The 22,094-nt window shown below is 70.2% G+C and carries 25 protein-coding genes and 1 tRNA gene; 11 read left to right on the plus strand and 15 right to left on the minus strand.

Annotated features, from left to right (window positions below; all coding sequences use genetic code 11):
- Positions 1-6: 6 nt before the first annotated feature.
- Positions 7-456 carry a TRAM domain-containing protein gene (locus D8670_RS10310; protein WP_121818025.1) on the minus strand — a complete coding sequence of 150 codons (450 nt, stop codon included), beginning with the start codon at positions 454-456 and terminating at the stop codon, positions 7-9.
- Between the two features lie 164 nt (positions 457-620).
- Here D8670_RS10310 and D8670_RS10315 point away from each other — a divergent pair.
- Positions 621-695, plus strand: a tRNA-Arg gene (locus tag D8670_RS10315).
- Positions 696-787: 92 nt separating this feature from the next.
- Here the strand turns inward: D8670_RS10315 and D8670_RS10320 are convergent.
- Together D8670_RS10320 and D8670_RS10325 are read right to left on the minus strand one after the other, a co-directional pair.
- The gene (locus D8670_RS10320) at positions 788-2,182 is read right to left on the minus strand and encodes an MATE family efflux transporter (protein WP_121818584.1); all 1,395 of its coding nucleotides are present in this window, start codon (positions 2,180-2,182) and stop codon (positions 788-790) included.
- 157 nt (positions 2,183-2,339) lie between these two features.
- Positions 2,340-2,522, minus strand: a complete 183-nt coding sequence (locus D8670_RS10325; protein ID WP_121818026.1) for a hypothetical protein — start codon at positions 2,520-2,522, stop codon at positions 2,340-2,342.
- A gap of 294 nt (positions 2,523-2,816) precedes the next feature.
- On the opposite strand from D8670_RS10325, the gene D8670_RS10330 reads away from it, so the two are divergent.
- Positions 2,817-3,806: a ring-cleaving dioxygenase gene (locus tag D8670_RS10330; protein ID WP_121818027.1), complete on the plus strand. Its 990-nt coding sequence runs from the start codon at positions 2,817-2,819 to the stop codon at positions 3,804-3,806.
- A gap of 72 nt (positions 3,807-3,878) precedes the next feature.
- Here D8670_RS10330 and D8670_RS10335 read toward each other — a convergent pair whose 3' ends face one another.
- Positions 3,879-5,222: a metallophosphoesterase gene (locus tag D8670_RS10335; RefSeq protein ID WP_121818028.1), complete on the minus strand. Its 1,344-nt coding sequence runs from the start codon at positions 5,220-5,222 to the stop codon at positions 3,879-3,881.
- 153 nt (positions 5,223-5,375) lie between these two features.
- On the opposite strand from D8670_RS10335, the gene D8670_RS10340 reads away from it, so the two are divergent.
- Complete coding sequence (locus D8670_RS10340) at positions 5,376-5,651, plus strand: hypothetical protein (RefSeq protein ID WP_121818029.1); 276 nt, start codon at positions 5,376-5,378, stop codon at positions 5,649-5,651.
- A gap of 105 nt (positions 5,652-5,756) precedes the next feature.
- On the opposite strand, the gene D8670_RS10345 is transcribed toward D8670_RS10340, so the two are convergent.
- The 5 genes from D8670_RS10345 to D8670_RS10365 form a co-directional block, all read right to left on the minus strand.
- On the minus strand, positions 5,757-6,341 hold the full coding sequence (locus tag D8670_RS10345; RefSeq protein ID WP_121818030.1) for a 2Fe-2S iron-sulfur cluster-binding protein: 585 nt from the start codon (positions 6,339-6,341) through the stop codon (positions 5,757-5,759).
- A gap of 40 nt (positions 6,342-6,381) precedes the next feature.
- A complete protein-coding gene (locus D8670_RS10350; protein WP_121818031.1) occupies positions 6,382-7,746 on the minus strand; it encodes a DUF4864 domain-containing protein in 1,365 nt (454 codons plus the stop codon).
- Between the two features lie 75 nt (positions 7,747-7,821).
- Positions 7,822-8,715, minus strand: a complete 894-nt coding sequence (gene gnd / locus D8670_RS10355) for a phosphogluconate dehydrogenase (NAD(+)-dependent, decarboxylating) (protein ID WP_121818032.1) — start codon at positions 8,713-8,715, stop codon at positions 7,822-7,824.
- A 69-nt stretch (positions 8,716-8,784) separates the two neighbouring features.
- Positions 8,785-9,210, minus strand: a complete 426-nt coding sequence (locus tag D8670_RS10360) for a hypothetical protein (protein ID WP_121818033.1) — start codon at positions 9,208-9,210, stop codon at positions 8,785-8,787.
- 82 nt (positions 9,211-9,292) lie between these two features.
- Positions 9,293-9,751 carry a CopD family protein gene (locus D8670_RS10365; RefSeq protein WP_121818034.1) on the minus strand — a complete coding sequence of 153 codons (459 nt, stop codon included), beginning with the start codon at positions 9,749-9,751 and terminating at the stop codon, positions 9,293-9,295.
- A gap of 235 nt (positions 9,752-9,986) precedes the next feature.
- On the opposite strand from D8670_RS10365, the gene D8670_RS10370 reads away from it, so the two are divergent.
- Positions 9,987-11,654, plus strand: a complete 1,668-nt coding sequence (locus D8670_RS10370; protein WP_121818035.1) for a hypothetical protein — start codon at positions 9,987-9,989, stop codon at positions 11,652-11,654.
- A 19-nt stretch (positions 11,655-11,673) separates the two neighbouring features.
- Here D8670_RS10370 and D8670_RS10375 read toward each other — a convergent pair whose 3' ends face one another.
- From D8670_RS10375 to D8670_RS10385, 3 genes are all read right to left on the minus strand, one after another.
- The gene (locus D8670_RS10375; RefSeq protein WP_233752221.1) at positions 11,674-12,225 is read right to left on the minus strand and encodes a metal-dependent hydrolase; all 552 of its coding nucleotides are present in this window, start codon (positions 12,223-12,225) and stop codon (positions 11,674-11,676) included.
- A gap of 112 nt (positions 12,226-12,337) precedes the next feature.
- The gene (locus D8670_RS10380; protein WP_121818037.1) at positions 12,338-13,312 is read right to left on the minus strand and encodes an aldo/keto reductase; all 975 of its coding nucleotides are present in this window, start codon (positions 13,310-13,312) and stop codon (positions 12,338-12,340) included.
- A gap of 86 nt (positions 13,313-13,398) precedes the next feature.
- Positions 13,399-14,355 carry a phosphotransferase family protein gene (locus D8670_RS10385; RefSeq protein ID WP_121818038.1) on the minus strand — a complete coding sequence of 319 codons (957 nt, stop codon included), beginning with the start codon at positions 14,353-14,355 and terminating at the stop codon, positions 13,399-13,401.
- 107 nt (positions 14,356-14,462) lie between these two features.
- Between D8670_RS10385 and D8670_RS10390 the strand changes: the two genes are divergently transcribed.
- The 3 genes from D8670_RS10390 to D8670_RS10400 all read left to right on the plus strand — a co-directional run bounded on the left by D8670_RS10390 (position 14,463) and on the right by D8670_RS10400 (position 15,581).
- Positions 14,463-14,768 carry a MazG nucleotide pyrophosphohydrolase domain-containing protein gene (locus tag D8670_RS10390; RefSeq protein ID WP_121818039.1) on the plus strand — a complete coding sequence of 102 codons (306 nt, stop codon included), beginning with the start codon at positions 14,463-14,465 and terminating at the stop codon, positions 14,766-14,768.
- A 73-nt stretch (positions 14,769-14,841) separates the two neighbouring features.
- Positions 14,842-15,084 carry a glutathione S-transferase N-terminal domain-containing protein gene (locus D8670_RS10395; RefSeq protein WP_121818040.1) on the plus strand — a complete coding sequence of 81 codons (243 nt, stop codon included), beginning with the start codon at positions 14,842-14,844 and terminating at the stop codon, positions 15,082-15,084.
- A 131-nt stretch (positions 15,085-15,215) separates the two neighbouring features.
- Positions 15,216-15,581, plus strand: coding sequence for a cupin domain-containing protein (locus D8670_RS10400; RefSeq protein ID WP_121818041.1), 366 nt, complete (start codon positions 15,216-15,218; stop codon positions 15,579-15,581).
- 49 nt (positions 15,582-15,630) lie between these two features.
- On the opposite strand, the gene D8670_RS10405 is transcribed toward D8670_RS10400, so the two are convergent.
- Positions 15,631-16,692: a zinc-dependent alcohol dehydrogenase family protein gene (locus D8670_RS10405; RefSeq protein ID WP_121818042.1), complete on the minus strand. Its 1,062-nt coding sequence runs from the start codon at positions 16,690-16,692 to the stop codon at positions 15,631-15,633.
- A gap of 157 nt (positions 16,693-16,849) precedes the next feature.
- On the opposite strand from D8670_RS10405, the gene D8670_RS10410 reads away from it, so the two are divergent.
- On the plus strand, positions 16,850-18,649 hold the full coding sequence (locus D8670_RS10410; RefSeq protein WP_121818043.1) for a P-loop NTPase family protein: 1,800 nt from the start codon (positions 16,850-16,852) through the stop codon (positions 18,647-18,649).
- A gap of 88 nt (positions 18,650-18,737) precedes the next feature.
- Here the strand turns inward: D8670_RS10410 and D8670_RS10415 are convergent, their stop codons facing one another.
- Both D8670_RS10415 and D8670_RS10420 read right to left on the minus strand, forming a co-directional pair.
- Positions 18,738-18,986 carry a hypothetical protein gene (locus D8670_RS10415; RefSeq protein WP_162994258.1) on the minus strand — a complete coding sequence of 83 codons (249 nt, stop codon included), beginning with the start codon at positions 18,984-18,986 and terminating at the stop codon, positions 18,738-18,740.
- Between the two features lie 206 nt (positions 18,987-19,192).
- A complete protein-coding gene (locus tag D8670_RS10420; RefSeq protein WP_233752222.1) occupies positions 19,193-19,567 on the minus strand; it encodes an Hsp20/alpha crystallin family protein in 375 nt (124 codons plus the stop codon).
- A gap of 180 nt (positions 19,568-19,747) precedes the next feature.
- On the opposite strand from D8670_RS10420, the gene cbiT reads away from it, so the two are divergent.
- From cbiT to D8670_RS10435, 3 genes are read left to right on the plus strand one after another with little or no spacing between them, the layout of a single operon-like run.
- Entirely contained in the window at positions 19,748-20,320 is a 573-nt protein-coding gene (gene cbiT, locus D8670_RS10425; RefSeq protein WP_121818045.1) for a precorrin-6Y C5,15-methyltransferase (decarboxylating) subunit CbiT, read from the plus strand.
- A complete protein-coding gene (locus tag D8670_RS10430; RefSeq protein ID WP_121818046.1) occupies positions 20,317-21,093 on the plus strand; it encodes a cobalt-factor II C(20)-methyltransferase in 777 nt (258 codons plus the stop codon). The genes cbiT and D8670_RS10430 overlap by 4 nt, the downstream gene beginning before the upstream one ends.
- A complete protein-coding gene (locus tag D8670_RS10435) occupies positions 21,086-22,093 on the plus strand; it encodes a cobalt-precorrin-4/precorrin-4 C(11)-methyltransferase (RefSeq protein WP_121818047.1) in 1,008 nt (335 codons plus the stop codon). Before D8670_RS10430 ends, D8670_RS10435 begins: the two co-directional genes overlap by 8 nt.
- The last annotated feature ends 1 nt before the right edge of the window (position 22,094 follow it).

Genomic DNA, 22,094 nt, shown 5'->3' on the forward strand with positions numbered 1-22,094 from the left:
TTCTCCCTAGTCGTAGTACTCCCCGCGCTCGACGACCTCTCCGAACGCGACGGTCTCCGCGACGTCCGTGATCTCGATCGTGACGCGTTCCCGGAGCTCGGTGTCGGGGACGATGATGACGTAGCCCTGGTCGACGCGGGCGATCCCGTCGCCTTGCTCGCCGATGTCTTCGATCTCGACCGTGCGCTGTTCGCCCTCCGTAACGGGGGGAGTGGATCCCGACGACTTGCGGTCCGGGGCGGGGGACGTCGCGGACGCCTCGGTGCGCTGCTCTCGGGCCGGCGACGACCGGTCCTGACCCGCGGACGCCGCGGCCAGCAACGCGACGCGGTAGGCCCCGTTCTCGTCCACGTCGCCGACGTCGATCTCGCGTTTCGGCACCTCGATCACGTACGAATCTCGCGTCTCCTCGATCTCCGCGCTGAACAGGCAGAGAATATCGTTCGAAATTTCCATTGGTTTGCTCGTTCTCACAGAAACGGGTGAACGTTACGATGAATCTATCGATACGCGTAGCTTCCGAACGCGCACGCCGCAGTCGTCGCCGTCTCGAAACCGGCGGCCGACAGTTCCGCGCGGATCGATTCCGTTAAGGCACCGGCGGCAGAAGCGGAAGGCGTGGGCGGATAGCCTAGCTCGGACAAGGCATTGGCTTCCGGAGCCAAAGATCGCGGGTTCGAATCCCGTTCCGCCCGCTACCGCGTCGCTTCGACTCGTTTCGATCCCTTGACCGCTACTCCCCGAGAGAGATATCGGCGTGCGCCTCGGCCGGCCTCGCCTCCTCGACCTACTCCTCCGCGGCCGCGCCGACCGCGGTCGCTCCGTCCCCGCCGTCGCTGTCCGCCTCCTCGTCGATCACTCGCTCCTTCCACGTCCCGCGGGTGAACCACAGGCCCGCGGTGATAGCACCGATCACGTTGCCCAGCGCCATGCCGACCCAGACGCCGGTCGCGCCCCAGCCGGCGACGAACGCGAGGTAGTACACCGTCGGCACGCGGCCGATCCAGAGGGTGATAAGCGAGAACGCGAGCGCGGTCTTGGTGTTGCCGGCGCCGCGGTACGCGCCGAGCAGGACCTGCGTGATCCCGATGAAGGCGAACTCGACGGCCCGGATCCGGAGGTACTCGCTCCCGAGGCGGACCGTCTCGGCGGCCCCCTCGGTCCCCGCGCCGATGAACACGCCGACGATCGGTTCGGGAAAGAGCGCGGCGACGACCGCGACGACGACCATCACGCCGGCGGCCGTCTTCGCCGCCAGCCACACCGCGGACTCGGCGCGGCCCTCCTGCTCGGCGCCGAGGTTCTGGCCGACCATGGTGTTCGTCGCCCGACCCAGCCCCATCGCGGGCAGGAAGACGAGCGAGACGAGGCGGTTGCCGAGGCCGTAGGCGGCGACGACCGGCGGCGCGAAGGTGACGACCATCGCGGTGAGCGTGATCATCGCCAGCGCGCTGGTCGACTGCTCGAGCGCGCTCGGCGTGCCGATGCGGACGATCTCCCAGACCGTTTCGAGTTCCGGCACCAGATCGCTCACGCTCACGTCGGGACCCGCCGTCGTCCCGAAGAGGACGTAGATCCCGAGCACCGAGGCGACGCCGCGGGAGAAGATGGTCGCAAGCGCCGCGCCCTTGATGCCCATGGGAGCGAACGGTCCCCAGCCGAAGATGAGGACGGGGTCGAGCACGACGTTCAGCGCGACGGACACGACCATCACGCGCATCGGGGTCTTCGTGTCGCCGTACCCCCGCATCAGCGCGGAGAAGACGAAGAAGCCGAAGAGGAAGGGGAGCCCGAGAAACAGGATCTCCATGTAGTCGGCCGCCAGCGGGACGACGCGTACGGTCGTCTCGGCCTGGCTGGGCAGCAGGCCCAGCAGGTCCCGCGTCAGCAGGTAGCCGACGGCGCTCAGGACGACAGCGAGCAGGGTGACGAACGAGAGCGTCTGGCCCGCGACGGTGCCGGCGGACCTGTCGCTCTCCGCGCCGGTGTACTGGGCGACGAGGATGCTCCCCGCGGTCGTGAAGCCGCCGGCGACGGAGATGAGGAGGAAGATGAGCGGAAAGGCGAGGCTCATCGCGCCGACGGCGTCGGCCGAGAGCTGGCCGAGCCAGAACGTGTCGGCGACGTTGTAGGCCACCTGCAGGAGCTGTATCACCACGATGGGCCAGGCGAGCCGGAACATCGGCCGGGCCAGGCTCCCTTGGGTGATCGACTCCTCGTGCGCGTCCGCGTTCACGATACTTCGAAACGAAACCCGTGTAATTGAACCCTTTGATCCGGAGGCGAAGTTCGATCAGAGAAGACGTATCGCTAGCGAACCGAGGGGGAGACGTCGCCGCTCATTCGGCCAGTCGCTGCATCTTGGTCGTCTTCAGTCTGACGAACACCGGACAGGAGCCGTCGGTATCCAGTTCGTGGACGAGGGACTGCCGGAGGTCGTGCGTACACGACGCCGTGACCGCCTGGAGGTGGGGACAGCACGAGCAGCAAGTCGGGAACGGAAGGTCCTGGTCGTGGCTCATGTATTGTTACCCGTTACCACTGCACAGGGATTAAGTCTTACCGGCGACTTCCGGTGGCGGATGCGACGTGGCGATCGGTGCCGACCGCGGGTATCGTGTCCGACTGCAGTCCGCGGGCCCGACAGCGATCATCGTCGCCAACCGTAGACTTCCCCGCCGCAGTCGGCGGATCCCAGTAGGGAGAATACCGAACGGACGGGCCCCACTCGCGGGTCCGTCGGACCGGCATCGGGATGACCCGGTAACACTCACGTCAGCGCGAACTCAAGTTCCCCCGGCCCCTGGATCACGACGATGACAGATCCCACGCCTACCCCCGGCATCCACCACGTGACGTGCATCGCGGGCGACCCGCAGCGAAACCTCGACTTCTGGGTCGAGACGCTCGGCCTCCGCCTCGTCAAGCGGTCGATCAACCAGGACGACCCCGGGACGTACCACTTCTTCTTCGCGGACGCGGAGGGGACGCCCGGGACGAGCATGACGTTTTTCCCGTGGGAGGACATGCCCCAGGGGAAGGTCGGCTCCGGGCAGGTCTCCCGGACCGCCTTCCGCGTCCCCGAGGGCTGCCTCGACTACTGGGAGGACCGCTTCGACGAGCGCGGCGTGGACTACGACGACCGCGTCGAGAGATTCGGCGAGACCGTCCTCCCCTTCCGGGACCCCGACGGCCTGCCGGTCGAACTGGTCGCGGTCGACGTTCCCGAGGACGACCCGACCGTCCCGTGGACGGAGTTCGTCCCGGAAGAGGCCGCGATCCGCGGGTTCCACTCGGTGACGCTCTGGCTGGCTGACCCCGACCCGACGAAGGACCTGCTCCGGTCGATGGGGCTGGAGGAGGTCGGTACGGAGGAGGCCCAGGGCGACACGCCGGGCGACGAGCGGACCCGCTTCGCCGCGAGCGGTCCCGTCGGCAAGTACGTTGACGTGCTGCCGACCATCGAGGGCGGGCGGCAGGGGCACGGCACGGTCCACCACGTCGCCTTCCAGACCTCCACCGACGAGGACCAGACGGCGATGCGCAAGGTCGTCCGGTCGAAGGGGTTGAGCCCGACCCAGCAGATAAACCGCCACTGGTTCCGGTCGGTCTACTTCCGAGAGTTCGGCGGCGTGCTGTTCGAACTCGCCACGAAGGACCCGGGCTACACCAGCGACGAACCCCTCGACGAACTCGGCGAGCGCCTCGTGCTGCCCGGGGAGTTCGAGGAGCGGCGCGAGCAGATCGAGGCCGGACTGCCGGACGTGACGATACCGCGGGCCGAGACGATCGAAGCCGACGACTGATCCCGGACAACCGACCCCGCCGGGGCTCCCAGCGAGCGACGGACCGGGTCGGCGGGCGCGCGGGGGCCGCGTCTACCGCGCCTCAGACTCCTCCACCGCTTCGGCGGTCGTGACGGCCTCCCCGCTCTCGACGACCGCTCGGTCCGGGAGCTCGGGGTTCGGCTTCCGACCGAGCGTGAGCAGACGCTCCGTGAGAGTGAGCTCCTCCGACTTCGGGCTCGGCTTCTCGATCTCCTCGAACTCGACGGCGACGCCGTCGCTATCGGCGGCGATGCGGACGGCGCACAGCTGGTAGGACGGGTAAAACACCGGCGGCAGGACGCCGATAATGCCGTCGCGACGGTGGAGGCGCTTCAGCCACGTCCCGGTGTTGACGAGCAGCCCGCCGTCGATCGACCGCAGCCGCGGTCGGTGCGTGTGGCCGTAGCAGAAGACCGCCGTCTCCGGCCGCTCGTCGAACACCTCGCGGGCGGCCTCCTCGTACGGCTCCTCGGCGTCGACCGTGAGCTCCGTCTCGAAGACGCCGAACCGATCGATCGTCTTCCGGACGTCCCGGCGGATGAAGTACAGCGGGATCCCGACGAGCACCAGCAGGCCGGCGACGGCCACGTTGGTCGCGAGCAGGAACCAGGCCGCCTCGCCGGCGCGCCCGAACTGCCCGAGAAACGCCGGAACGCGCTCGACCGGCACCGACCAGATGCCGGCGAGGTCCAGCCCGGCCAGCACCGCGAGCACCGCGCTGATGTTGAACAGCAGCAGGAACGGGACCAGCGAGTACCGCAGCAGCGGGTGCATCTCCCGGTAGAAGAACTTCGAGAGCAGCCACACGGGCATCCGCTCGGTCGGCGTGACCGCCTGCACGTCCCGCAGCCAGTTGTACCGCCCGCGGTCGGAGAGCTTCCCCGCCCGACTGGTCACGAGGGTGTTGTAGAAGTAGCCCAGCGGCGTCGCGTGAGGGTTCCCCCAGTCCTCGATGCGGTTGTTCGGGTCCCGCTGGTGGCCGTGCTCGAAGTGGATCGTCCGCCCCCCGACGGGGCGGGTGATCGACTCGTCCTGCACGAGGTCGACGTTGTACCGGGCGAACCGCTCGACGTACTCGTCGTAGGCGGCCAGTTCGTGGTCGTGGTTGCCCGGCACCAGCGTTATCGGGACGTTCTCGCCGGTCGCGCGGAGCTGTTCGAACAGCTCCGGGTAGCTCTCGACGAGCGCGTCGAACTTCTCCATCCCCTCGATGGCGGTGAACTCCCAGAGCCCGAACGCGTCGCCGTTGATCACGAGCTCGGCGTTCTCGTCGGTCGACTCCAGACCGACGAGGAAGTCGAGCAGCTCGTCGAGGAACTCGACGTGTTCGAGCTGCTCGTCCCCGCCGATGTGAAGGTCGCTGATGACGTAGTAAACCGGCTCGTCGTCGAGCATCCATTCGGAAAGTAGGTCCGCGGCTAATAGACGTTGTCCTTCCGGCGGGGACTCGCCCGTGCCGGCGGCTGGAGCGGGACTGGCTCCACGAACGCCCGCCCGGCGCGCCCCTCGACCGAAACGTACAGGGTGGGGTCGCGTCACACGCTACCTATGTCGCCGACCGTGGACGACCTCCGGAACGAGATCCGCGAGGCCGTGGGGAGACACGAGCGCGTCGAATCGACCGCATTCACCAAAGAGGCGCTGGCCGCTATCTGCGACGCCGTGGACGCCGACGTGGACACGAGCGGCCGCCCCGCCAAGTCCCGGATGCGGGCGGCGATCCGCGCGGAAGTCGGCGGACTGGACGACGCACCGGACGGGAGCGACCGACCCTTCCGGAAGGCGGAGCTCGAGGCCGTCGCCGCGGCGCTCCGGGACGAGTAGCGCGGGCCGCGGCCGACCGCCGATCAGTCGCTCCTTGGGCGCGTGTGACCTGAAAATCGAACGTCCGACAGAACTGCGAAAACGGGCCGCGACGGCGGAGCCGGTCTACGGCGCTTCGCTCGTCTCGAGCGAGAACTCGCCGCGGGGGTAGGCGACGCAGGTGAGCGTGTACCCCTCGCCGAGCTCGTTCTCGTCGAGCATCTCCTGGTCGTCGTGCTCGACGAACTCGGTGGAGTCGCCGTCGGGGATGCGCCCGGCACAGGAGACGCACTGGCCCTGCCGGCAGGCGTACGGGAGGTCCCAGCCCTCCTCCTCGCCGGCTTCGAGCAGGGTCTCGTTGTTGGCGACCTCGATGGTCTCGCCCTCCTTGACGTACTCGATCTCGTAGTACTCGATCTCGTCTTCGGGGATGTCGCCGGGGCTGGAGGCCTCCTCGGCGCCGCCTTCCTCGCCCTCCGCGAGTTCGCCGCCGGCCTCGCCCGCGGCGACGGCCGCCGCGCCGCCGCCACCGCCGATGGCGCGGTTCATCGGCTCCGGGAAGTCGGTCTCGGGGACCGACTCAGCCCGCCGTTCGAGGAGTTCCTGAGAGATGTCCTCGTTCGACTGCCACTCGGTCCCCCGGGAGAAGTGCAGGATCACCGCCGTCGCGGTCATCAGCAACCCGAGTCCGAGCCCAATTTCGTTCACCATATGCCTCGAAGTTGGAAATCCTGGTTTAACTCTGTTGTGATTACTCGCGCGATGCGGCCGCGCGCTCGTCCGTCCGCAACACCCCGTCGGTCATCCAGCAGCCGTCGTACTCGCCGCCGGACTGCTTCGAGAGGCGGAACTCGTAGGTCGCGGTCGACCCGTTCGGCGTCGTCAGGGTGACGATCTGTCGCGCGGTGCGGTTCTCGAACACGAGCGGCTCGTACGCCGCGCGGGTGTACTCGAACATCGGCCGGTAGCGCGAGCTGTTCAGCAGTCTCACGAACTGGGGGTACGGCCCCGTCGCGCGCCGGGTCTCGGGCGACGCGAACCGCCAGACGGTGCGGATGCCCTTGTTCAGCGTCTCGTCGTTCTGCCGGAGCGCGCCGAGCTGGATCTTGACGACCAGCCCCGGCGGCCGGTTACATGTCGGATGTAGCCCCACATACCGACGCTCCGCGTCGCGGTCGGGAGCGACGGCCACCGACGAGAGTACCTCCCGCACCAGGACCCCGGAGCCGGCCTCGGTCTCGGGCTCGATCGCGGTCCCGGGCCCGACCGCGGGCCCGCCACCGCCGACGGTCGTCGTCGACTCGCCGGCGGCCGCCTGCTGCCCGGGAACGACGCCGAGCGCGACGGCACCCCCGACCGCGAACAGACCGAGCAGGAGCGCCACCGCGGTGAGTCGCCGTCTGACGGTGTCGCCGCCCAGCGTCTCGTCGCCGTCCGGACCGTCAGTCGCAGCGTCGCTCTCCGCGGTCGTCTGGCCATCCGCGGGATCGGACGTCTGGCCATCCGCGGGGCCGGCCTTCTCGGGCTCGCGACCCTCGGTGCCGAACACGTCGGATTCGCGTTTCTCCGGACCGAGCTTCTCCAACCCGGCGTCGTCGGGTGACCCGATCTCACGCGCTCGTTCGGGGGCGGTGCTGCCGTCCGCATCGTCGACAGGCCCGGCGCTGTCGACCGTCGCGTTCGCCACGTCCTCGCCGTCTCGCGTCGCTGCCCCGTCGTGGCTCTCCGGCGGTTGCACCGCCGCAGCGACGAAGTACCGCTCGGCCAGCCGGTCCCGCTCCTCGACCGGCATCCCGTACGCGAATCGGTGGTAGAGATCGGTCGCACCGACCGACGCCGCATCGTACTGCTCCGCGAGCACCGCGGCTCGCTCGTCGTCACCCGTCGAAACGACGGCGTCGACCTCGGCGGTCGCGTCGCCGCTTTCCCCCGCATCCTCGTCCGCGTTCGCATCGTGACAGACCAGCAGTCGCCGCGTCTCGCTCGCCCGCGTCGCGGTCACGGTCGCTCCGTCCACTGACGTCTCCCACCCGCTTCTCGCCCAGACGTCGGCGACGAAGTCGGTCGCGTCCTCGGGGTCGGACTCCCGGAGCGCTTCGTCGAGGCGGATGCCCATCCCTCGATCTAGGGCACCGCCGAACTTGACGCTAAGGGGTTCTGCGCCCCGATACGCTCTCCACTTCTCCCCGTTTTACTCGCTGCGAGCGACCTCGTGACGCCCGAAACCATATCGCAACCGATTCGCCAAGCGCCGCGAGAACCGGTCGCGGCGACTGCCGAACCGCTCGGACAGCGCCTGGTAGATGAGCGGGAGCGGCACCTCCTGTTCCAGCGCCTCCTGAACGGTCCACGTCCCGGTGGAGCCGCCGGCGACGTGGTCGGCGACGTCGCCGAGGTCGTTGCCCTCCTCGCGGAACGCCTCCTCGCAGAGTTCGAGCAGCCACGAGCGGATGACCGCGCCGTTGTTCCACGTGCGGGCGACCGCTTCGAGGTCGAGGTCGTAGCGGCCGTTCGCGAGCAGTTCGAACCCCTCGCCGTACGCCTGCATCAGCGCGTACTCGACGCCGTTGTGGACCATCTTCACGTAGTGGCCGGAGCCGACGGGTCCCATGCGGTCGTGGCCCGCGGGGCCGGTGGCGACGGCGTCGAAGACGGGCGTCAGTTCTTCGTAAGCCCACTCGGAGCCGCCAATCATCAGCGAGAAGCCGAGTTCCGCACCGGCGGGGCCGCCGCTGGTGCCGCAGTCGAGGTAGGCGGCGGGCGTGGCCTCGGCGCGGCGGACGGAGTCCTCGAAGTGGGAGTTCCCGCCGTCGACGACGACGTCGTCGCCGTCGAGGTGCGGTTCGAGGTCGTCGAGTGCGGCGTCGACCGCCGCGCCCGCGGGCACCATCAGCCAGATCCGCTTCTCCTCACCCAGTCGCTCGGCGAGGTCGGTGACGGAGTCGGCGGGCGTCGCGCCCGCGTCGGCCGCCGCCGCGACCGCCTCCTCGTCGAGGTCGAAGGCGACGACCTCGTGGCCCGCGTCGAGCGTCCGCTCGACGACGATCTGTCCCATGCGCCCGAGTCCGATGACGCCCAGTTGCATGCGGAGTGCTGTCGCGCGGGCGCAGGTAGTGATTGCGGTTCGTCCGCGGAGCGGCCGGCGTCGCCCGCGCTACTGCGGGAGGCTGCCGACGCGCTCCCACCCGACGGCCGTCACGACGACCGTCGTGCCGCCGTACTCGACGTACACGCCGCTCTCGTGGGGTTCTCCGGGAGCGGAGACGTAGTAGGGCAGGTCTTTCTGGACGAGGTCGACGAGTTCGAGGGCGTCGTTCCCCTCGATGTCGACGCCCTGCCACTCGTCGCGGGCGTTAGTGCGGACCGCTCGCCGGATCGCCTCCGCGACGCCGGGGACTCGGTCGAAGAAGCCGTCGTCGGAGAGGACCGTCGCCCGGTCCGGCGTTTCGTCGACGACGCGCGCCGCGACGCTCGTGGTTGCTGCCTCGTTCTCGCCGCCCTTCCGCCGGAACAGTCCGTACGCGGCCGTGGCCGCGACGATGCCCAGCGAGAAGAGCAGATCTCTCACGTCCCGATTCATACCGGACGCATGTAATTATCACATAAATATCTTCCGCGTGGGAAAACGCCCGACGCGAGCCGACGGAATCGGCTCCGAATTCCTACACGAGCGCGTTCGTCGTGATCGCGCCCGCGACGAGCAGCAGGAGGACGCCGACGACGGTGGCCGCCTGAAACAGGGGGAGCGCGTCCCGCGCCGGCGCGCGGACCTTCTTCCGCTGGAGGCCGTCGGTCAGCTTCGAGCTCCCGACCTCGACGAGCCCCGCGAGGGCGGCCCACAGCGCGAGCATCGCGAGCACGAGGTTCCCGTTCGTCGTCGACAGCAGGCTCTCGCCGGTGTAGCCGTTCGCGGCCAGGTGGCCGCCTGTCAGGAAGAGCAGGAGCGCGCTGGCCCGCGACACCGTCGTCAGACGGCCGGCGATCCGTTCGACCGGCCCGGCGTTGATGTCGCCGTCCCGGGCGAGCGGGAGCACCGAGACCGTCACGAAGAGCACGCTACCGACCCACACTGCCGCGAACAGGAGGTGCGTCGTCCGCATCGCCGCGTCGATCAGACTCATGGGAGTACCGTTCGAGCCGAGATGTTTCAGCGTTTCCAACTCGTCGGGGCGGCGCGCGGCGCTCGCTCCCCCCGATCGTCGAGAACTGACGCCGTCGTATCGTCGGGTCGTTTATGCGTGCGCAAGTTATATTCGAACGCATGCGGGAAATATTATCCCCAATAGCCGCCCTCGCCGCGCTCGTCCCCGCCCCCGCCGCCATCGGCCTCGCCGCCGCATCCGAGGTGAGACGCCGATGAGCGTCGTCCCCTCGCCGCGACGCAGCGCCCTCATCGCGCGGACGGAGGTCAGGCGGTCGTTCCGGTCGTTCACCGACAACCGGACGCGCCTGGCGCTGACCGCGCTGTCGACGCTCGTGGTCGCCCTCGTCGTCGCCGGCGGCGCGTACGGCGCCTACCAGGCCGGACGGGCGGTCCGTGGCGGCGGTCTCGCCGAGTTCGACGTCCTGCCCGCGCTCCGCGGCTTCGTCGGGCTGGCCTGGGTCGGCCTCACGGCGCTCGCCGCGGCCCGCGCCGTGGCGCAGCGGGGCGAGGTCCCCGAGGCGGACGGGCTGTTGACCACCGTTCCGACGCGGGACGCCCTCGGCGGCATGCTCCTCTCGGAGCTGGCCTTCGTGCTGCTGTGGGTCCTGCCGGCGGTGTGGACGCTGACGGCCAGTTTCTCCTACGGCGCCGGAACCCCGGGCCCGTTCCTCGCGACGCTCCCGGTCGCCGTGACGCTCGGCGCGCTCGCCGTCGCGGTCGGCTACGGCGTCGGCCTGCTCGTCCGCCAGCTCGTCACGCGCTACGAGTTCCTCGCGCGCCACCGCCAGGCGCTGTTCGCGCTGGCCTTCCTCGGCTACTTCGCGCTCGTGTTCAGCGGCGGCCTCAACGTCCTCGGGTCGACGCTGTTCGACCCGCTCTCGCGGACCCCCGTCGGCTGGCTCGCCGACCTCCTCCTCCTCGGGACACCGGGGATCGACCCGTCGCTGGCCCGCGCGGCCGCCGCGCCGGTGCTCGTCCTCGCGGCCGTCGCCCCGGCGTTCGCCGGGACGCTCCGCGTCGCGTCGGTACACTGGTTCGCCGACCCCGCGACCGGGTCGGCGGACTCCGACGAGGAGGTAAACGGGGCGACGGGCGGCCGGTTCCCCGACCTCGCGCTCCCGATGCCGTCGTCGCTCTCGCGCCCGACGCGGGCCGTCGCCGCGGCCGCCTGGCGCCGCGCGGTCCGCGCGCCGATCAAACTCGCCTACGTCGTCTACCCGCTGTTCGGCGTCGTCCCGGTCGCCCAGACCGCCGTCGAGCAGGGGCGGGTACCGGCGGAGTTCCCCTACCTCGTCGTCCTCTACGGCGGGTGGGCCGCGGGCGTCCTCGTCACCCTGAACGTCTTCGGCGACCAGGGCTCCGTGCTTCCGTCGACGCTCACCACGCCCGTCTCCGGACGGCAGTTCGTGGCCGGACACGTCCTCGTCGGGGCGGGGGTTGCCGTCCCGATCACCGCCCTTCTCACCCTCGCGACGGGGGTCGCTAGCCCCCTCTCGCTCTCCCGCGTCGCGCTGCTGACCGCGGCGGGGGCGGTCCTGGCGACAGTGACGCCGCTTCTGGCGACGGGGATCGGCGCGCTGTTCCCCCGACAGGGGTCCGTCAAGGTCGTCGGGAACCGCACTGCGGTGATGCCGAGCAAGCGCGCGTTCCTGACGTACAGCGCCGCGTTCGCCGCCGCCGTCGCCGCCGGCGGCCTCGCGGTCGAGGCGACGCTCCGGGAGTTCGTCGCCGCGGTGTTGCCCCTGTTGCACTCCGCCCTCGCGGTGTCGCCGGCGACGCTCGAACTCGTCGGCGCCAGCGCGCTCGTCGTCCTGCTCGCCTCGCCGTTCGCGTCGGCCGCCTACGCGGCCCGACGGTTCGACTCGTACACGCTCGACTAGGGCGGGAACGGGCGTCGCGTCACTCCATCCACTCCGGTGCCCACTCCACTATCCGCTTCCGGAACACGGTGTACGCGAGCGATCCGGCGAGCGCCGCGAGCACCAGCGTCCGGATCCGCCCGCCGAACGTCAGCAGCGCCGGCACCGAGAACAGCGCGCCGACGACGAAGTCTTCCGGCGACCCGTCGTATCGAACCCACCGGCGGGGCCGGATCCACGTCCGCGTCGGGTGGACGTACACCGCGCGGTCCGAGGTGGCCTCCCACGGCTTCAGTTCGAGGCCGCCGCCGAACATATCGCTCGCGGAGTGGACCGCCGCGGAGACGAGAAACAGCGCCGCGGCCACGGCGAGCGCGCTCGGGAAAAGGACCGCCAGCGCGACGGCCGGCACCGCGAGGACGCTGTAGTAGACGGGGTAGTGCAGCGTCTTGCGGTGCGCGCCCGCGAGGTCGAGGTCTGGAAAGAGCCCGCCGGCCGCGCCGCCGACCGCCGCGGGCATGGCGAGCGCGGGGTCGAGCGCGGCGACCGCGCTCGCCAGCGCGAGGCCGACGAACGCGTGCGTCGTCGCCATCATGTACCGCGCCCTAGGCGCAGGACGGCCAAAACCCTGTTCGTTAGCGTCGCAGTGCGCCGGTGGCCGCAGGGACGCCGGTCGCCGCCGTTACTCGACTGCGACCGGCACGCTACTCGTCGACCGCCTGCCGCGCCCACGCCGGGTCGATCGGCGCCTCGAGGCGCTCGATCTCCGCGTCGGTCAGGTCGACGGAGAGCGCGGCGAGGTTCTCCTCCAGCTGCGGGACCGTCTTCGGGCCGACGATCGGCGCGGTGACGACGTCTTTGTGGAGCAGCCAGGCGAGGCTCACCTGCAGGGGAGTGGCCCCCTTCGCCTCGGCGATAGCGCGCACCTCGTCCAGCACCGTCCACTCGTCGTCGTCGTACTCTTCCTCGGGGTCCGCGTCGCGCTCGGCCAGCCGCGACCCCTCGGGCGCCGGCTCGCCGCGCTCGTACTTCCCGGTGAGGAAACCGCCGGCCAGCGGCGACCACGGGATCACGCCGAGGCCCTGGTCCTCCGCGACCGGGAGCGCGTTCAGCTCCTCGTGGCGGCGCGTCAGGCTGTACTCCGGCTGGATCGAGACGAACCGCTCGTAGTTCTCGGCGTCGCTCCGTTCGAGCGCTTTCATCAGCTTCCACCCCGCCATCGTGCTCGCGCCGACGTAGCGGACTTTGCCCTCGTCGACCAGATGGTCGAGCGCGGAAAGGGTCTCCTCTACCGGCGTGTGGTCGTCCCAGCGGTGGATCTGGTAGAGGTCGACGTAGTCGGTGCCGAGCCGGTCGAGGCTCTTCTCCGCCTGCTCCAGAACGTGCTTGCGCGACAGCCCCATCCCGTTCGGCCCCTCGCGCATCCGGTGGTACACCTTCGTCGCGACGACGATCTCGTCGCGGTCGCGCTCGGCGAGGGCCTCGCCGACGATGGCCTCGCTCTCCCCCTGCGAGTAGAGGTTCGCCGTGTCGACGAAGTTGATCCCCGCGTCGATCGCCCGGTCTATCACCTCGACGCAGTGCTCGTGGTCGTCGATGCCCCAGTCGCCGAAGTTCATCGTCCCCAGGCAGAGCCGCGACACTTCGAGGCCCGTGTCGCCGAGATACGCGTACTCCATATCGCTGGCGTCCATGCTGACCGCGTTTCGTCGCCGAGGTGCTAAGCGCTTCGACGGCCGCGGGACCCCCGGAGGGCAGGCGCCGACTATATCTCGGCCAGCCGTCGCTCCATCTCGGCGTCGACCCACGCGGCGAACTCCTCGAGGGATTCGTCCGCGAACTCGGCCGTCTTCTCCACGAATCCGGACGTTCCGAGGAACCTGACGGCCCGGTACACCGGTCGGCGCTCCTCGAACCCGGGCGGGAGGCCGCCCGCTCGCTCCCGGTACCCCTCGTGCAGCGCAGTCACGAGACGCTCGTCGCCGGCCGAACGCAGCCCGTCGATCTGCTGCGCTCGGACGCGGTGGAGGTCCCGGACCGGGTCGCCGACGTGCGCGATCTCCCAGTCGAGGAACCCGATCCCGTCCGCGCCGCGGAAGCAGTTCGGCATGGCCGGGTCGCCGTGGAGCAGGGCGGCAGGCGCGTCGTCCAGCAGGTCCCGGTTCGCCTCGACGGCGGCGATCACCTCGTCGAAGTGCCGGTCGAAGCGGTCCGAGGGCGAGAGCGCCCGCACGTCCTCTATCGTGTCGACGAGGACGTCCGTCCACGGAGCCGTATCGAGGTCGAGTCCGTCGGCCCCGCCGCCGGCGATGTGCCCGTGAGCGCCGAACCGCTCCGCGTGAACGTCCGCGAGCGCCTCGCCGACCCGCCGCGCCGTCTCGGCCCGTTCCGCGACGCCCCATTCGGACCACGGTCCGACGATGCTTTCGCCCGCCAGCGGCGCCGTGGCGAGGTACGGGACCTCGCCGTCGGCGTCGCTCGAAAGGACCGCCGGCACGCGCACGTCGCAGTTCGCGCCGATGTACTCGATCGTCCCCCGTTCTCTCGCGATCCGGGTGCCGTCCCCGTCGACGGCGACTTTCAGGTAGGCGGTCCGCCCGTCCGCGAAGTCGACCCGCACCGACTCGTTGGTCGGGTTCCAGGAGGGGCCGGCGGGCTCCGTCGACGCGACCTCGCGGTCGGGGAACGCGGCGGAGAGCGCCGACGCGATCCGGTCGTCCATAGCGGGAGGGCGGCGGAGCGCGGCAAGTGTTTTCCGCCGGTTCGATGGTCGTTAGCACACCTCTCTGCAGCGAAACGTTTTCCCCGTCGCCGCGAGCGTTGCCTCCCATGGACGAACAGGACCGCGTCACGTCGTTCGTCGCGGAGCACGACCTGCAGGCCGGCCCCGCCTACCGAATCCTCGACCTCGAATCGGAGGTCGGCGAGATCGCCAAGGAGGCGGCCGAATCGACAGACTACGGCGACGCGCCCGAAAACGTCGACGTGGCGAGCGACGAGATCGGCGACGCGCTGTTCGCGCTGCTCGCCCTCGCGGAATCACTGGACATCGACGCCGGGGCGGCGCTGGACGAGGCGCTCGCGAAGTACCGCGACCGACTGGACGAGACCGGCACGGCGGCGTCCGGGGAGTAGTGGGCCGCCGCGGCAACCGGCACGTGCCACCGTGTCCCGCGGCTTTTTGCCCGGCGCGGCCCAACGCCCGTTCATGAGCGACATCACCCTGTACGAACTCGACGGCTGCCCGTACTGCGAGAAGGTCCACGAGCGCCTGCAGGAACTGGATATCGACTACGAGAGCGTCTGGGTCGACGGCCTCCACTCCGAGCGCGACGGGGTGGCTCGCGTCTCTAACCAGCGTTCCGTGCCCGTGCTCGTCGACGAGGAGTACGGCGTGACGATGGGCGAGTCCGAGCGAATCTTGGAGTTCATCGAGACGACGTACGCCTGAGCGGACGCAGATCCGGTCGAACGGCTCCGCCCCGCCGCCGGCGTGCGGCGTCGCGGCGAATAGGAACCGACGGACGCAGGACGAGTCGCACGCGGAGAAGCTATTTGCCGCTCCTCGGGAAACGGGGCCGCATGGAGAAAGTGAATCTGGAGGACGCGTTCGCCTCGTTCGACGAGCGCTGGTCGCCCCGCCTCGCCCGCGAACTCAACGGGCAGGCGGTCAAGCTCGCCAAGGCCGAGGGCGAGTTCGTGTGGCACGAACACGAGGACGCGGACGAGCTGTTCCTGGTGGTGTCCGGCGAACTGCGGATCGAGTTCCGGGACGATCCCGACGTGGTGCTGCGGGAGGGCGAACTCGTCGTCGTCCCTCGCGGCGTGGAACACCGGCCGGTCGCCGAGCCCGAGGCGGAGATCCTGCTGTTCGAACCGAGCGAGACGCGAAACACGGGGAACGCCGAGACCGAGGAGACGGAAACGGATCTCGAGCGGATCGAGTAACGAAGCGGGTCTCGCGAAAACCCGCTCCGCCGCCGCGCTCGACCGCCGCTCAGAACTCCGTCACGACGGGGATGCCGACCGTGTCGAAGTCGCTCATCGAGGCGATCTGCTCGGGCACTTCGTCCAGCGACACCGTCTCGGAGACGATCGCGCCGGGATCGAGCTTCCCGCGCTCGACCATGCGGAAGATCTCGCCGTAGCGGTTCGGCGGCATGCCGAACGAGCCGAGGAAGTCGATCTCCTGCATCACCATCGCGTCGGTCGGCAGGGGCACCTCCCCGCCCTCGTCGCTGGTCGTGAGGCCGATCTGGAGGTGCTGGCCGCGCGTGCCGAGGCTGTCGAGGGCGTTGCGACACGTCGCCGCGACCCCGAGGGCGTCGACGGCCACGTCGGCGCCGCCGCCGGCGAGCGCCTTCACCTCGTTGCCGACGTTCTCCGCGTCCGACGCGTCGAGCGTCTCGTCCGCGCCGAGGTCCTCGGCGGCGTCGAGCTTCGACTCCTTCACGTCCACCGCGACGACGTTCGCGCCGAGCGCGTCGGCGATGTGGACCGCGGAGAGACCGACGCCGCCGCAGCCGTGGACGGCGACCCAGTCGCCGGCGTCGAGGTCGGCGCGGTGGGCGAGGCCGTGGAAGGCCGTGGCGAACCGACAACCGAGACCGGCCATGTCGACCGCGTCCACTCCGTCCGGGAGTTTCACGGCGTTGTAGTCGGCAGCACGTACCGGGAACGCCTCCGCGAAAGCCCCCGGCGCGATCTCGGTGAAGCCGAGCGGAACGACCGTCTCGCAGACGTTGGCGCGCCCGGCCCGGCAGTGCGGGCAGGACCCGTCGGAGAGCGTGAAGGGGACCGCGACGCGGTCGCCCTCCCGGAGCGTCTCCACGTCCTCGCCGACCGCCTCGACGACCCCAGCGGGCTCGTGCCCGAGGATCTGGCCCGGCTGGGCCTGCGCGCCGATCCACTCCCAGTCGCCCTGCCAGGCGTGCCAGTCGCTCCGGCAGATGCCGCAGGCCTCCGTCTCGACGACGACCTGGTCCGGGGCGGGCTCGGGTCGCTCCACGTCTTCTATCGCCAGCGGTTCGCCGTGCTCTCTGAGGACAGCGGCTCGCATACGTTACACGTCAGCATCTATCATTATAAACTCCCAACTCCCGCCGAATTTCGCCGGATTCCCCGCGGTGGGTTCCGATACGGGTGGGGACCGCCTGCGACGGCCCCACTGCCCGAGACCGCACGGGTTAAGAGCGCTCCGTTCGCCACTCTTCCCAATGCGACTGGAGGAGTACTGGGGCGTCGGCCCGAAGACGCGCGAGCTGCTGACGGAGGAGCTCGGCGTCGAGGCCGCCGTCGAGGCGATAGAGTCCGCGGACGTGCGGACGCTGACCGAGGCGGGGCTGAGCCGCGGCCGGGCGACGCGCATCCTGCGCCGCGCGACCGGCGAGGCGGGGATGGACGTGCTGGCGACGAGCGACGCCCGGTCGGTGTACAAGGAGCTGCTGGATCTGGCGCGGGAGTACGCGGTCACGCGGGACGCCGCCGACCGGATTCAGGTGCTGACGCCGACGGCCGACCACGAGACGCGCGAGGAACGGCTCGACGCCGTCCTCGCGGCGCGGGACACGTGGACGGCGCTCGACGACGACACCCGGGAGACGGTGCTCTCCGCGTTCGAGGAGTACGACGAGACGGGCGGCGGCGAGCGCCCCGCCGTCGAGGCGGCGCTGGCGCTCCGCGAGGCGAGGGTCACGGCGGGCCCGTTCGCGCCCATCGCCGACGTCGACCCCGACGCGCTCGCCGACGCGGCCGAGGCGCTCGCCGCGCTGGACGACGGGCGAGTCCGCGAGGGCGTCGACGACGAACTCGACGACCTGCGGGCGGCACTCGCCGCCGCCGAGTCCATGTCCGCCTCCCCCGTCGAGGTGGTCGACGGGGTGCGAGACGGCGACGTGCGCGGCACCGAGGGATTCCGCCAGTCGTTCGTCGACCGCGTCGTCGACGAGGCGGGCGTCACGGTCGACCGGGTGCGCGACGCCATGCCGTCCGACGCAGCGGACGCGACGGACTTCGTCGCCCGGACGCTCCGGGGGCTAGTGGAGGACCTCCGGGAGGCCGCCGACGAGCGGGAGCGCGCCGTCGCCCGCGACCTGCGCGGCGAGGTGGCGGCCGCCCGCGAGGACGTCGACGTCGCCGTGGCGGCGGTCGACGACATCGCCTTCCACCTCTCGCTGGCGCGTTTCGCCGAGGCGTACGACCTGACGCGCCCCGAGTACGCCACCGACGCGGACGCGGTCGCCGTCGAAGGGGCGCGCAACCTCTCGCTCTCCGCGGGCGACGAGGACGTGCAGCCGGTCACCTACGCGCTGGGCGACCACGGGGTGGACGCGGTGGACACCGTCGCCCGCGACGTGGCCGCCGACGAGGTCGGGGTTCCGGGCGAGGAGCACGTCTCCGTGCTGACGGGCGCGAACAGCGGCGGGAAGACGACGCTACTGGAGACGCTGTGTCAGATCGTCTTGCTGTCGGCGATGGGCCTGCCCGTTCCCGCCGACCGCGCTCGGGTGGCCACGTTCGACGCCATCGTGTTCCACCGCCGGCACGCGAGCTTCAACGCCGGCGTGCTGGAGTCGACGCTGCGCTCCATCGTCCCGCCGCTGTCGGAGTCGGACCGGACGCTGATGCTCGTCGACGAGTTCGAGGCCATCACGGAACCGGGCAGCGCGGCCGACCTCCTGCACGGCCTCGTCCGCCTCACCGTCGACGAGGGGGCGCTCGGCACGTTCGTCACCCACCTCGCCGACGACCTCGAACCGCTCCCCGACGCCGCGCGGACCGACGGCATCTTCGCGGAGGGGCTGACGCCGGACCTCGAACTGCGCGTCGACTACCAGCCGCGGTTCGGCACGGTCGGGCGCTCGACGCCGGAGTTCATCGTCTCGCGGCTCGTCGCCGACGCGGGCGATCGGCGGGAGCGCGCCGGCTTCGAGACGCTCGCCGAGGCGGTGGGCCACGACACGGTCCAGCGGACGCTGGCGGAAGCGTGGGAGGAGCGGCCGGCCGGCGGGGATTGACGCAGGGCGCTTGTGGAAGGCCCGCGTCCGCATAGCTGTCGCTCGCGGGGGAATTGCTCGAAAAGCGATCTCGGTCAGCGCCGACCGCTCACCGCTTGTAGGTCCGCAGGCGCGAGTGGTCGACGTCCGGCCGCTCCGTGCCCGTCGGCGTGACGAACTTCTTCGTGCTCCAGACGAGCATCATCGCCCCGACGACGAACCACGTCGCCGCGCCGACGAGATGCACTCTCGGCGGGAGCGGTTCACCGAGCAGCGGCGCCTTCAGGATGAACCACGCGGCCATAACAGTTATTAGCAACCCCACGATGCTGACGAGTCCGGTGATGTACTTTCCCATAGTTACGCTACCCCCCGCGACGGCCACCCCTGACCGCCGCTTGAGTCAAGTGAGACGTATGTGGTAACTACACGTAAATGTACGGGTTCTTGTAGTTCAAGAAAACAAATTAGATTTCCTAAATAAGTTAGGTCGGTGAGTGGTTTTCGAAACGAAAATTCTGGCGGGGCGACCGCGAGTGACCAGCGGCGAGTCCGGCGCCGCGGTCACTCCTCGATTTCGATGCGGCGACCGCGGTCGGCGGCGTCCGTCGTCGGGAGGCGGACTTCGAGGACGCCGTTGCGGTAGGTGGCGGCGACCGCGTCGACGTCCACCTCGCCGGGGACGGTCACGCGCTCGTCGACGCGGCGGCGTCGGGCGACCGTCTCCGACTCGGTTTCGCGGTCGGCGGTGACCGTGAGCACGCCGTCGTCGAACGTCAGCGAGATCTCCTCGCGCTCGAAGCCGGGGAGGTCCATCACGAAGACGTACTCGCCGTCCTCCTCGACGAGGCTCGTCGCGTCGCTCCATCCCTCTCGGCCCCACATCGTGCGCATCTGTTCCATCATACGGTCCATCTCGTCGAAAGTAGTGAAGTTCATGATCGTTCGATTATAGAGAGGGCTCGCGAGGAGATAAAGATAGCAGGAACCGTGTTAGCAGGCGATCGAGGCGCCAGAGGACGGGCTTAACCGTTTCGGAGAGGTTCGATCCACCGAACCAAACGCGCTTGTCCTAAAACAAGCAAAATTGTTTTACGTGCCACCACACTTGTCCTACGCATGCCACGGGTGGAGCTACCCCACGACGCGAAGGCCGGCCCGACGAAGTCCGAGGTGCGGTCGGTCCTGCTTGGCAAACTGGACCTCGGTCCGACCGACCACTTCGTCGAGGTCGGGTCCTGCACCGGAGCGGTGACCGTCGAGGCCGCGCGCCGCGCCGGGCGCGTGACGGCGATAGAGCGTAAGGAGTCCCGCGCGGAGACGACGCGGAAGAACCTCGCCGCGAACGACGTCGAGGGCGTCGAGGTCCGCGTCGCCGAGGCCCCCGAGGGGCTGCCGGACGACGCCGACGCCCTGTTTCTCGGCGGGAGCCGGAACTACGAGGCGGTGCTCGATCACGCCGTCGAGGCGGGGATCGGGACGGTCGCGATGAACGTCTCGCGGCTCGAAGTCGCCGGCGCGGCGACCGAGGCGTTCCGCGAGCGCGACCTGCTCGACGACGTCGTGCAGTTCCAGGTGAGCCGCGGCTACGAGCTCGCCGGCGCGACGAGCTTCGACTCGGAGAACCCGGTGTACATGCTCGTCGGCGGCGCGGGCGACGCCGACGGCGAGTCGGGAGGTGACGACCGATGACCCTCTACGGCGTCGGCCTCGGCCCCGGCGACGCGGAGCTGATCACGGTCAAGGGCAAGCGCGCGCTGGAAGCCGCGGACGTAGTGTACTCGCCCGGCCGCCTCTCGCGGACCGTGGCGACCGAGCACGTCCCCGAGGAGCGCATCGGCGACCTCGACTTCCCGATGACCCGCGACGAGGAGAAGCTCCGGCGGGCGTGGAAGGAGGCGGCCGCCGAGATAGCGCCGCGAGCGCGGGAGGGCGACGCCGCCTTCGTGACGCTCGGCGACCCGAACGTCTACTCGACGTTCGGCCACCTCCGCCGGACGATGGCGCACTTCCACCCGGACGTGGACCTCGAACTCGTCCCCGGCGTCAGCGCGGTCACCGCGTTCACGACGGCGCTCGGCGTCGAGATAGACGCCGGCGCGGGGCTGGCGCTCCGCGAGGCCGCGCAGGGGGCCTCCCCGACCGGCCCGGACCGGATGGTCCTGTTCAAGGTCACCGACGCGCCCGCGACCCACGAGGGGCTGGTCGAGGCGGGCTACGACGTTACGTACGGCCGGCGGCTCTACATGGAGCAGGGCGAAACGCTCGTCACCGACGATCCCGAGGAGATCGCCGAGCGCGACTACTACACGCTGGCCTACGCCGAGAAGGCCGACCTGTCGGTCGACCGCGCGACGGCGAAGTTCGGCCACAGCGAGGAGCGCGCGGAGGCGGCGGAGCACGGCGACGAGGTCGAGCCCCGTCGTGCGGACCGGCGAGACGAGGGGGTGCCGTCCGATGACTAGCGAGGGCAGCGAGGACGGAGCGCCGGCGGAGTCCTCGGAAGAACAAACGGGGAGCAGCGCGACCCGTGAGGACGGAGCGCCGGCGGAGTCCTCGGACCGAGCAGGGAGAGGAACGACCCGCGAGGACGCCACCGACCCGCAGGCGGCGATAGACGAAGCGAGTGAACGACGCCAGCGGGAGCGCGACCCCCGCGTCTACGAGCACACCGCGGGCGACGTGCAGGAGGGGGTCCCCTTCATCGGCGCGGGGCCGGGCGACCCCGGCCTGCTCACCGTCACCGGGAAGGAACTCGTCGAGGGCGCGGATCTGGTCGTCCACGCCGGGTCGCTGGTCAACAGCGAACTGCTGGACGAGTACTGCGACGACGCCGAACTGGTCAACTCCGTCGGCAAGGACCTCGAAGAGCTGATACCGCTGATGCGGGACGCCTACGAGGACGGCCGCGACGTGGTGCGCCTCCACAGCGGCGACCCCGCCATCTACGGCGCGGCGCTGGAGCAGATGGACGCGCTGGAACACGAGGGCGTCCCGACGTACTTCGTCCCCGGCGTCACCTCGGCGTTCGCCGCGAGCGCCACCCTGCGGACGCAGCTCACGTTGAACGAGACGGCGAACCACGTCGCCTTCACCCGCCCGCAGGGGAAGACGCTCGACCCCGAGGACGACCACATCGCGGAGTTCGCCGAGATGGGCGACGTGACGACGTGCATCTACCTCGGCACGCACGCCGTCGCGGACACGATGGACCGCCTGCTCGACGACGGCGTCGACCCCGACACGCCGGTGACGGTGGTGTACCACGCGTCGTGGCCGGACGAGGACATCGTCGAGGGGACGGTGGCGACCATCGGCGACCGGCTGGAGGACGCGGGCTACCGCGCCTCAGCGATGGTGATCATCGGACAGGCCGGGACCGGCGCGGGGTACGAGCGCTCGTACCTCTACGGCGACTGGGCGAACCGCGGACCGAACGACGGCGAGACGGAGGCGGACGACTGAC

The sequence above is a fragment of the Halostella limicola genome (genome assembly GCF_003675875.1).
GTDB lineage: Archaea > Halobacteriota > Halobacteria > Halobacteriales > Natronoarchaeaceae > Halostella > Halostella limicola.

Excerpts from the sequence above, each read along its gene's own strand:
- D8670_RS10310 (WP_121818025.1), bottom strand. The coding sequence starts at position 456 with ATGGAAATTTCGAACGATATTCTCTGCCTGTTCAGCGCGGAGATCGAG.
- D8670_RS10320 (WP_121818584.1), bottom strand. The coding sequence starts at position 2,182 with ATGTTCCGGCTCGCCTGGCCCATCGTGGTGATACAGCTCCTGCAGGTG.
- D8670_RS10325 (WP_121818026.1), bottom strand. The coding sequence starts at position 2,522 with ATGAGCCACGACCAGGACCTTCCGTTCCCGACTTGCTGCTCGTGCTGT.
- D8670_RS10330 (WP_121818027.1), top strand. The coding sequence starts at position 2,817 with ATGACAGATCCCACGCCTACCCCCGGCATCCACCACGTGACGTGCATC.
- D8670_RS10335 (WP_121818028.1), bottom strand. The coding sequence starts at position 5,222 with ATGCTCGACGACGAGCCGGTTTACTACGTCATCAGCGACCTTCACATC.
- D8670_RS10340 (WP_121818029.1), top strand. The coding sequence starts at position 5,376 with ATGTCGCCGACCGTGGACGACCTCCGGAACGAGATCCGCGAGGCCGTG.
- D8670_RS10345 (WP_121818030.1), bottom strand. The coding sequence starts at position 6,341 with ATGGTGAACGAAATTGGGCTCGGACTCGGGTTGCTGATGACCGCGACG.
- D8670_RS10350 (WP_121818031.1), bottom strand. The coding sequence starts at position 7,746 with ATGGGCATCCGCCTCGACGAAGCGCTCCGGGAGTCCGACCCCGAGGAC.
- gnd (WP_121818032.1), bottom strand. The coding sequence starts at position 8,715 with ATGCAACTGGGCGTCATCGGACTCGGGCGCATGGGACAGATCGTCGTC.
- D8670_RS10360 (WP_121818033.1), bottom strand. The coding sequence starts at position 9,210 with ATGAATCGGGACGTGAGAGATCTGCTCTTCTCGCTGGGCATCGTCGCG.
- D8670_RS10365 (WP_121818034.1), bottom strand. The coding sequence starts at position 9,751 with ATGAGTCTGATCGACGCGGCGATGCGGACGACGCACCTCCTGTTCGCG.
- D8670_RS10370 (WP_121818035.1), top strand. The coding sequence starts at position 9,987 with ATGAGCGTCGTCCCCTCGCCGCGACGCAGCGCCCTCATCGCGCGGACG.
- D8670_RS10375 (WP_233752221.1), bottom strand. The coding sequence starts at position 12,225 with ATGGCGACGACGCACGCGTTCGTCGGCCTCGCGCTGGCGAGCGCGGTC.
- D8670_RS10380 (WP_121818037.1), bottom strand. The coding sequence starts at position 13,312 with ATGGAGTACGCGTATCTCGGCGACACGGGCCTCGAAGTGTCGCGGCTC.
- D8670_RS10385 (WP_121818038.1), bottom strand. The coding sequence starts at position 14,355 with ATGGACGACCGGATCGCGTCGGCGCTCTCCGCCGCGTTCCCCGACCGC.
- D8670_RS10390 (WP_121818039.1), top strand. The coding sequence starts at position 14,463 with ATGGACGAACAGGACCGCGTCACGTCGTTCGTCGCGGAGCACGACCTG.
- D8670_RS10395 (WP_121818040.1), top strand. The coding sequence starts at position 14,842 with ATGAGCGACATCACCCTGTACGAACTCGACGGCTGCCCGTACTGCGAG.
- D8670_RS10400 (WP_121818041.1), top strand. The coding sequence starts at position 15,216 with ATGGAGAAAGTGAATCTGGAGGACGCGTTCGCCTCGTTCGACGAGCGC.
- D8670_RS10405 (WP_121818042.1), bottom strand. The coding sequence starts at position 16,692 with ATGCGAGCCGCTGTCCTCAGAGAGCACGGCGAACCGCTGGCGATAGAA.
- D8670_RS10410 (WP_121818043.1), top strand. The coding sequence starts at position 16,850 with ATGCGACTGGAGGAGTACTGGGGCGTCGGCCCGAAGACGCGCGAGCTG.
- D8670_RS10415 (WP_162994258.1), bottom strand. The coding sequence starts at position 18,986 with ATGGGAAAGTACATCACCGGACTCGTCAGCATCGTGGGGTTGCTAATA.
- D8670_RS10420 (WP_233752222.1), bottom strand. The coding sequence starts at position 19,567 with ATGAACTTCACTACTTTCGACGAGATGGACCGTATGATGGAACAGATG.
- cbiT (WP_121818045.1), top strand. The coding sequence starts at position 19,748 with ATGCCACGGGTGGAGCTACCCCACGACGCGAAGGCCGGCCCGACGAAG.
- D8670_RS10430 (WP_121818046.1), top strand. The coding sequence starts at position 20,317 with ATGACCCTCTACGGCGTCGGCCTCGGCCCCGGCGACGCGGAGCTGATC.
- D8670_RS10435 (WP_121818047.1), top strand. The coding sequence starts at position 21,086 with ATGACTAGCGAGGGCAGCGAGGACGGAGCGCCGGCGGAGTCCTCGGAA.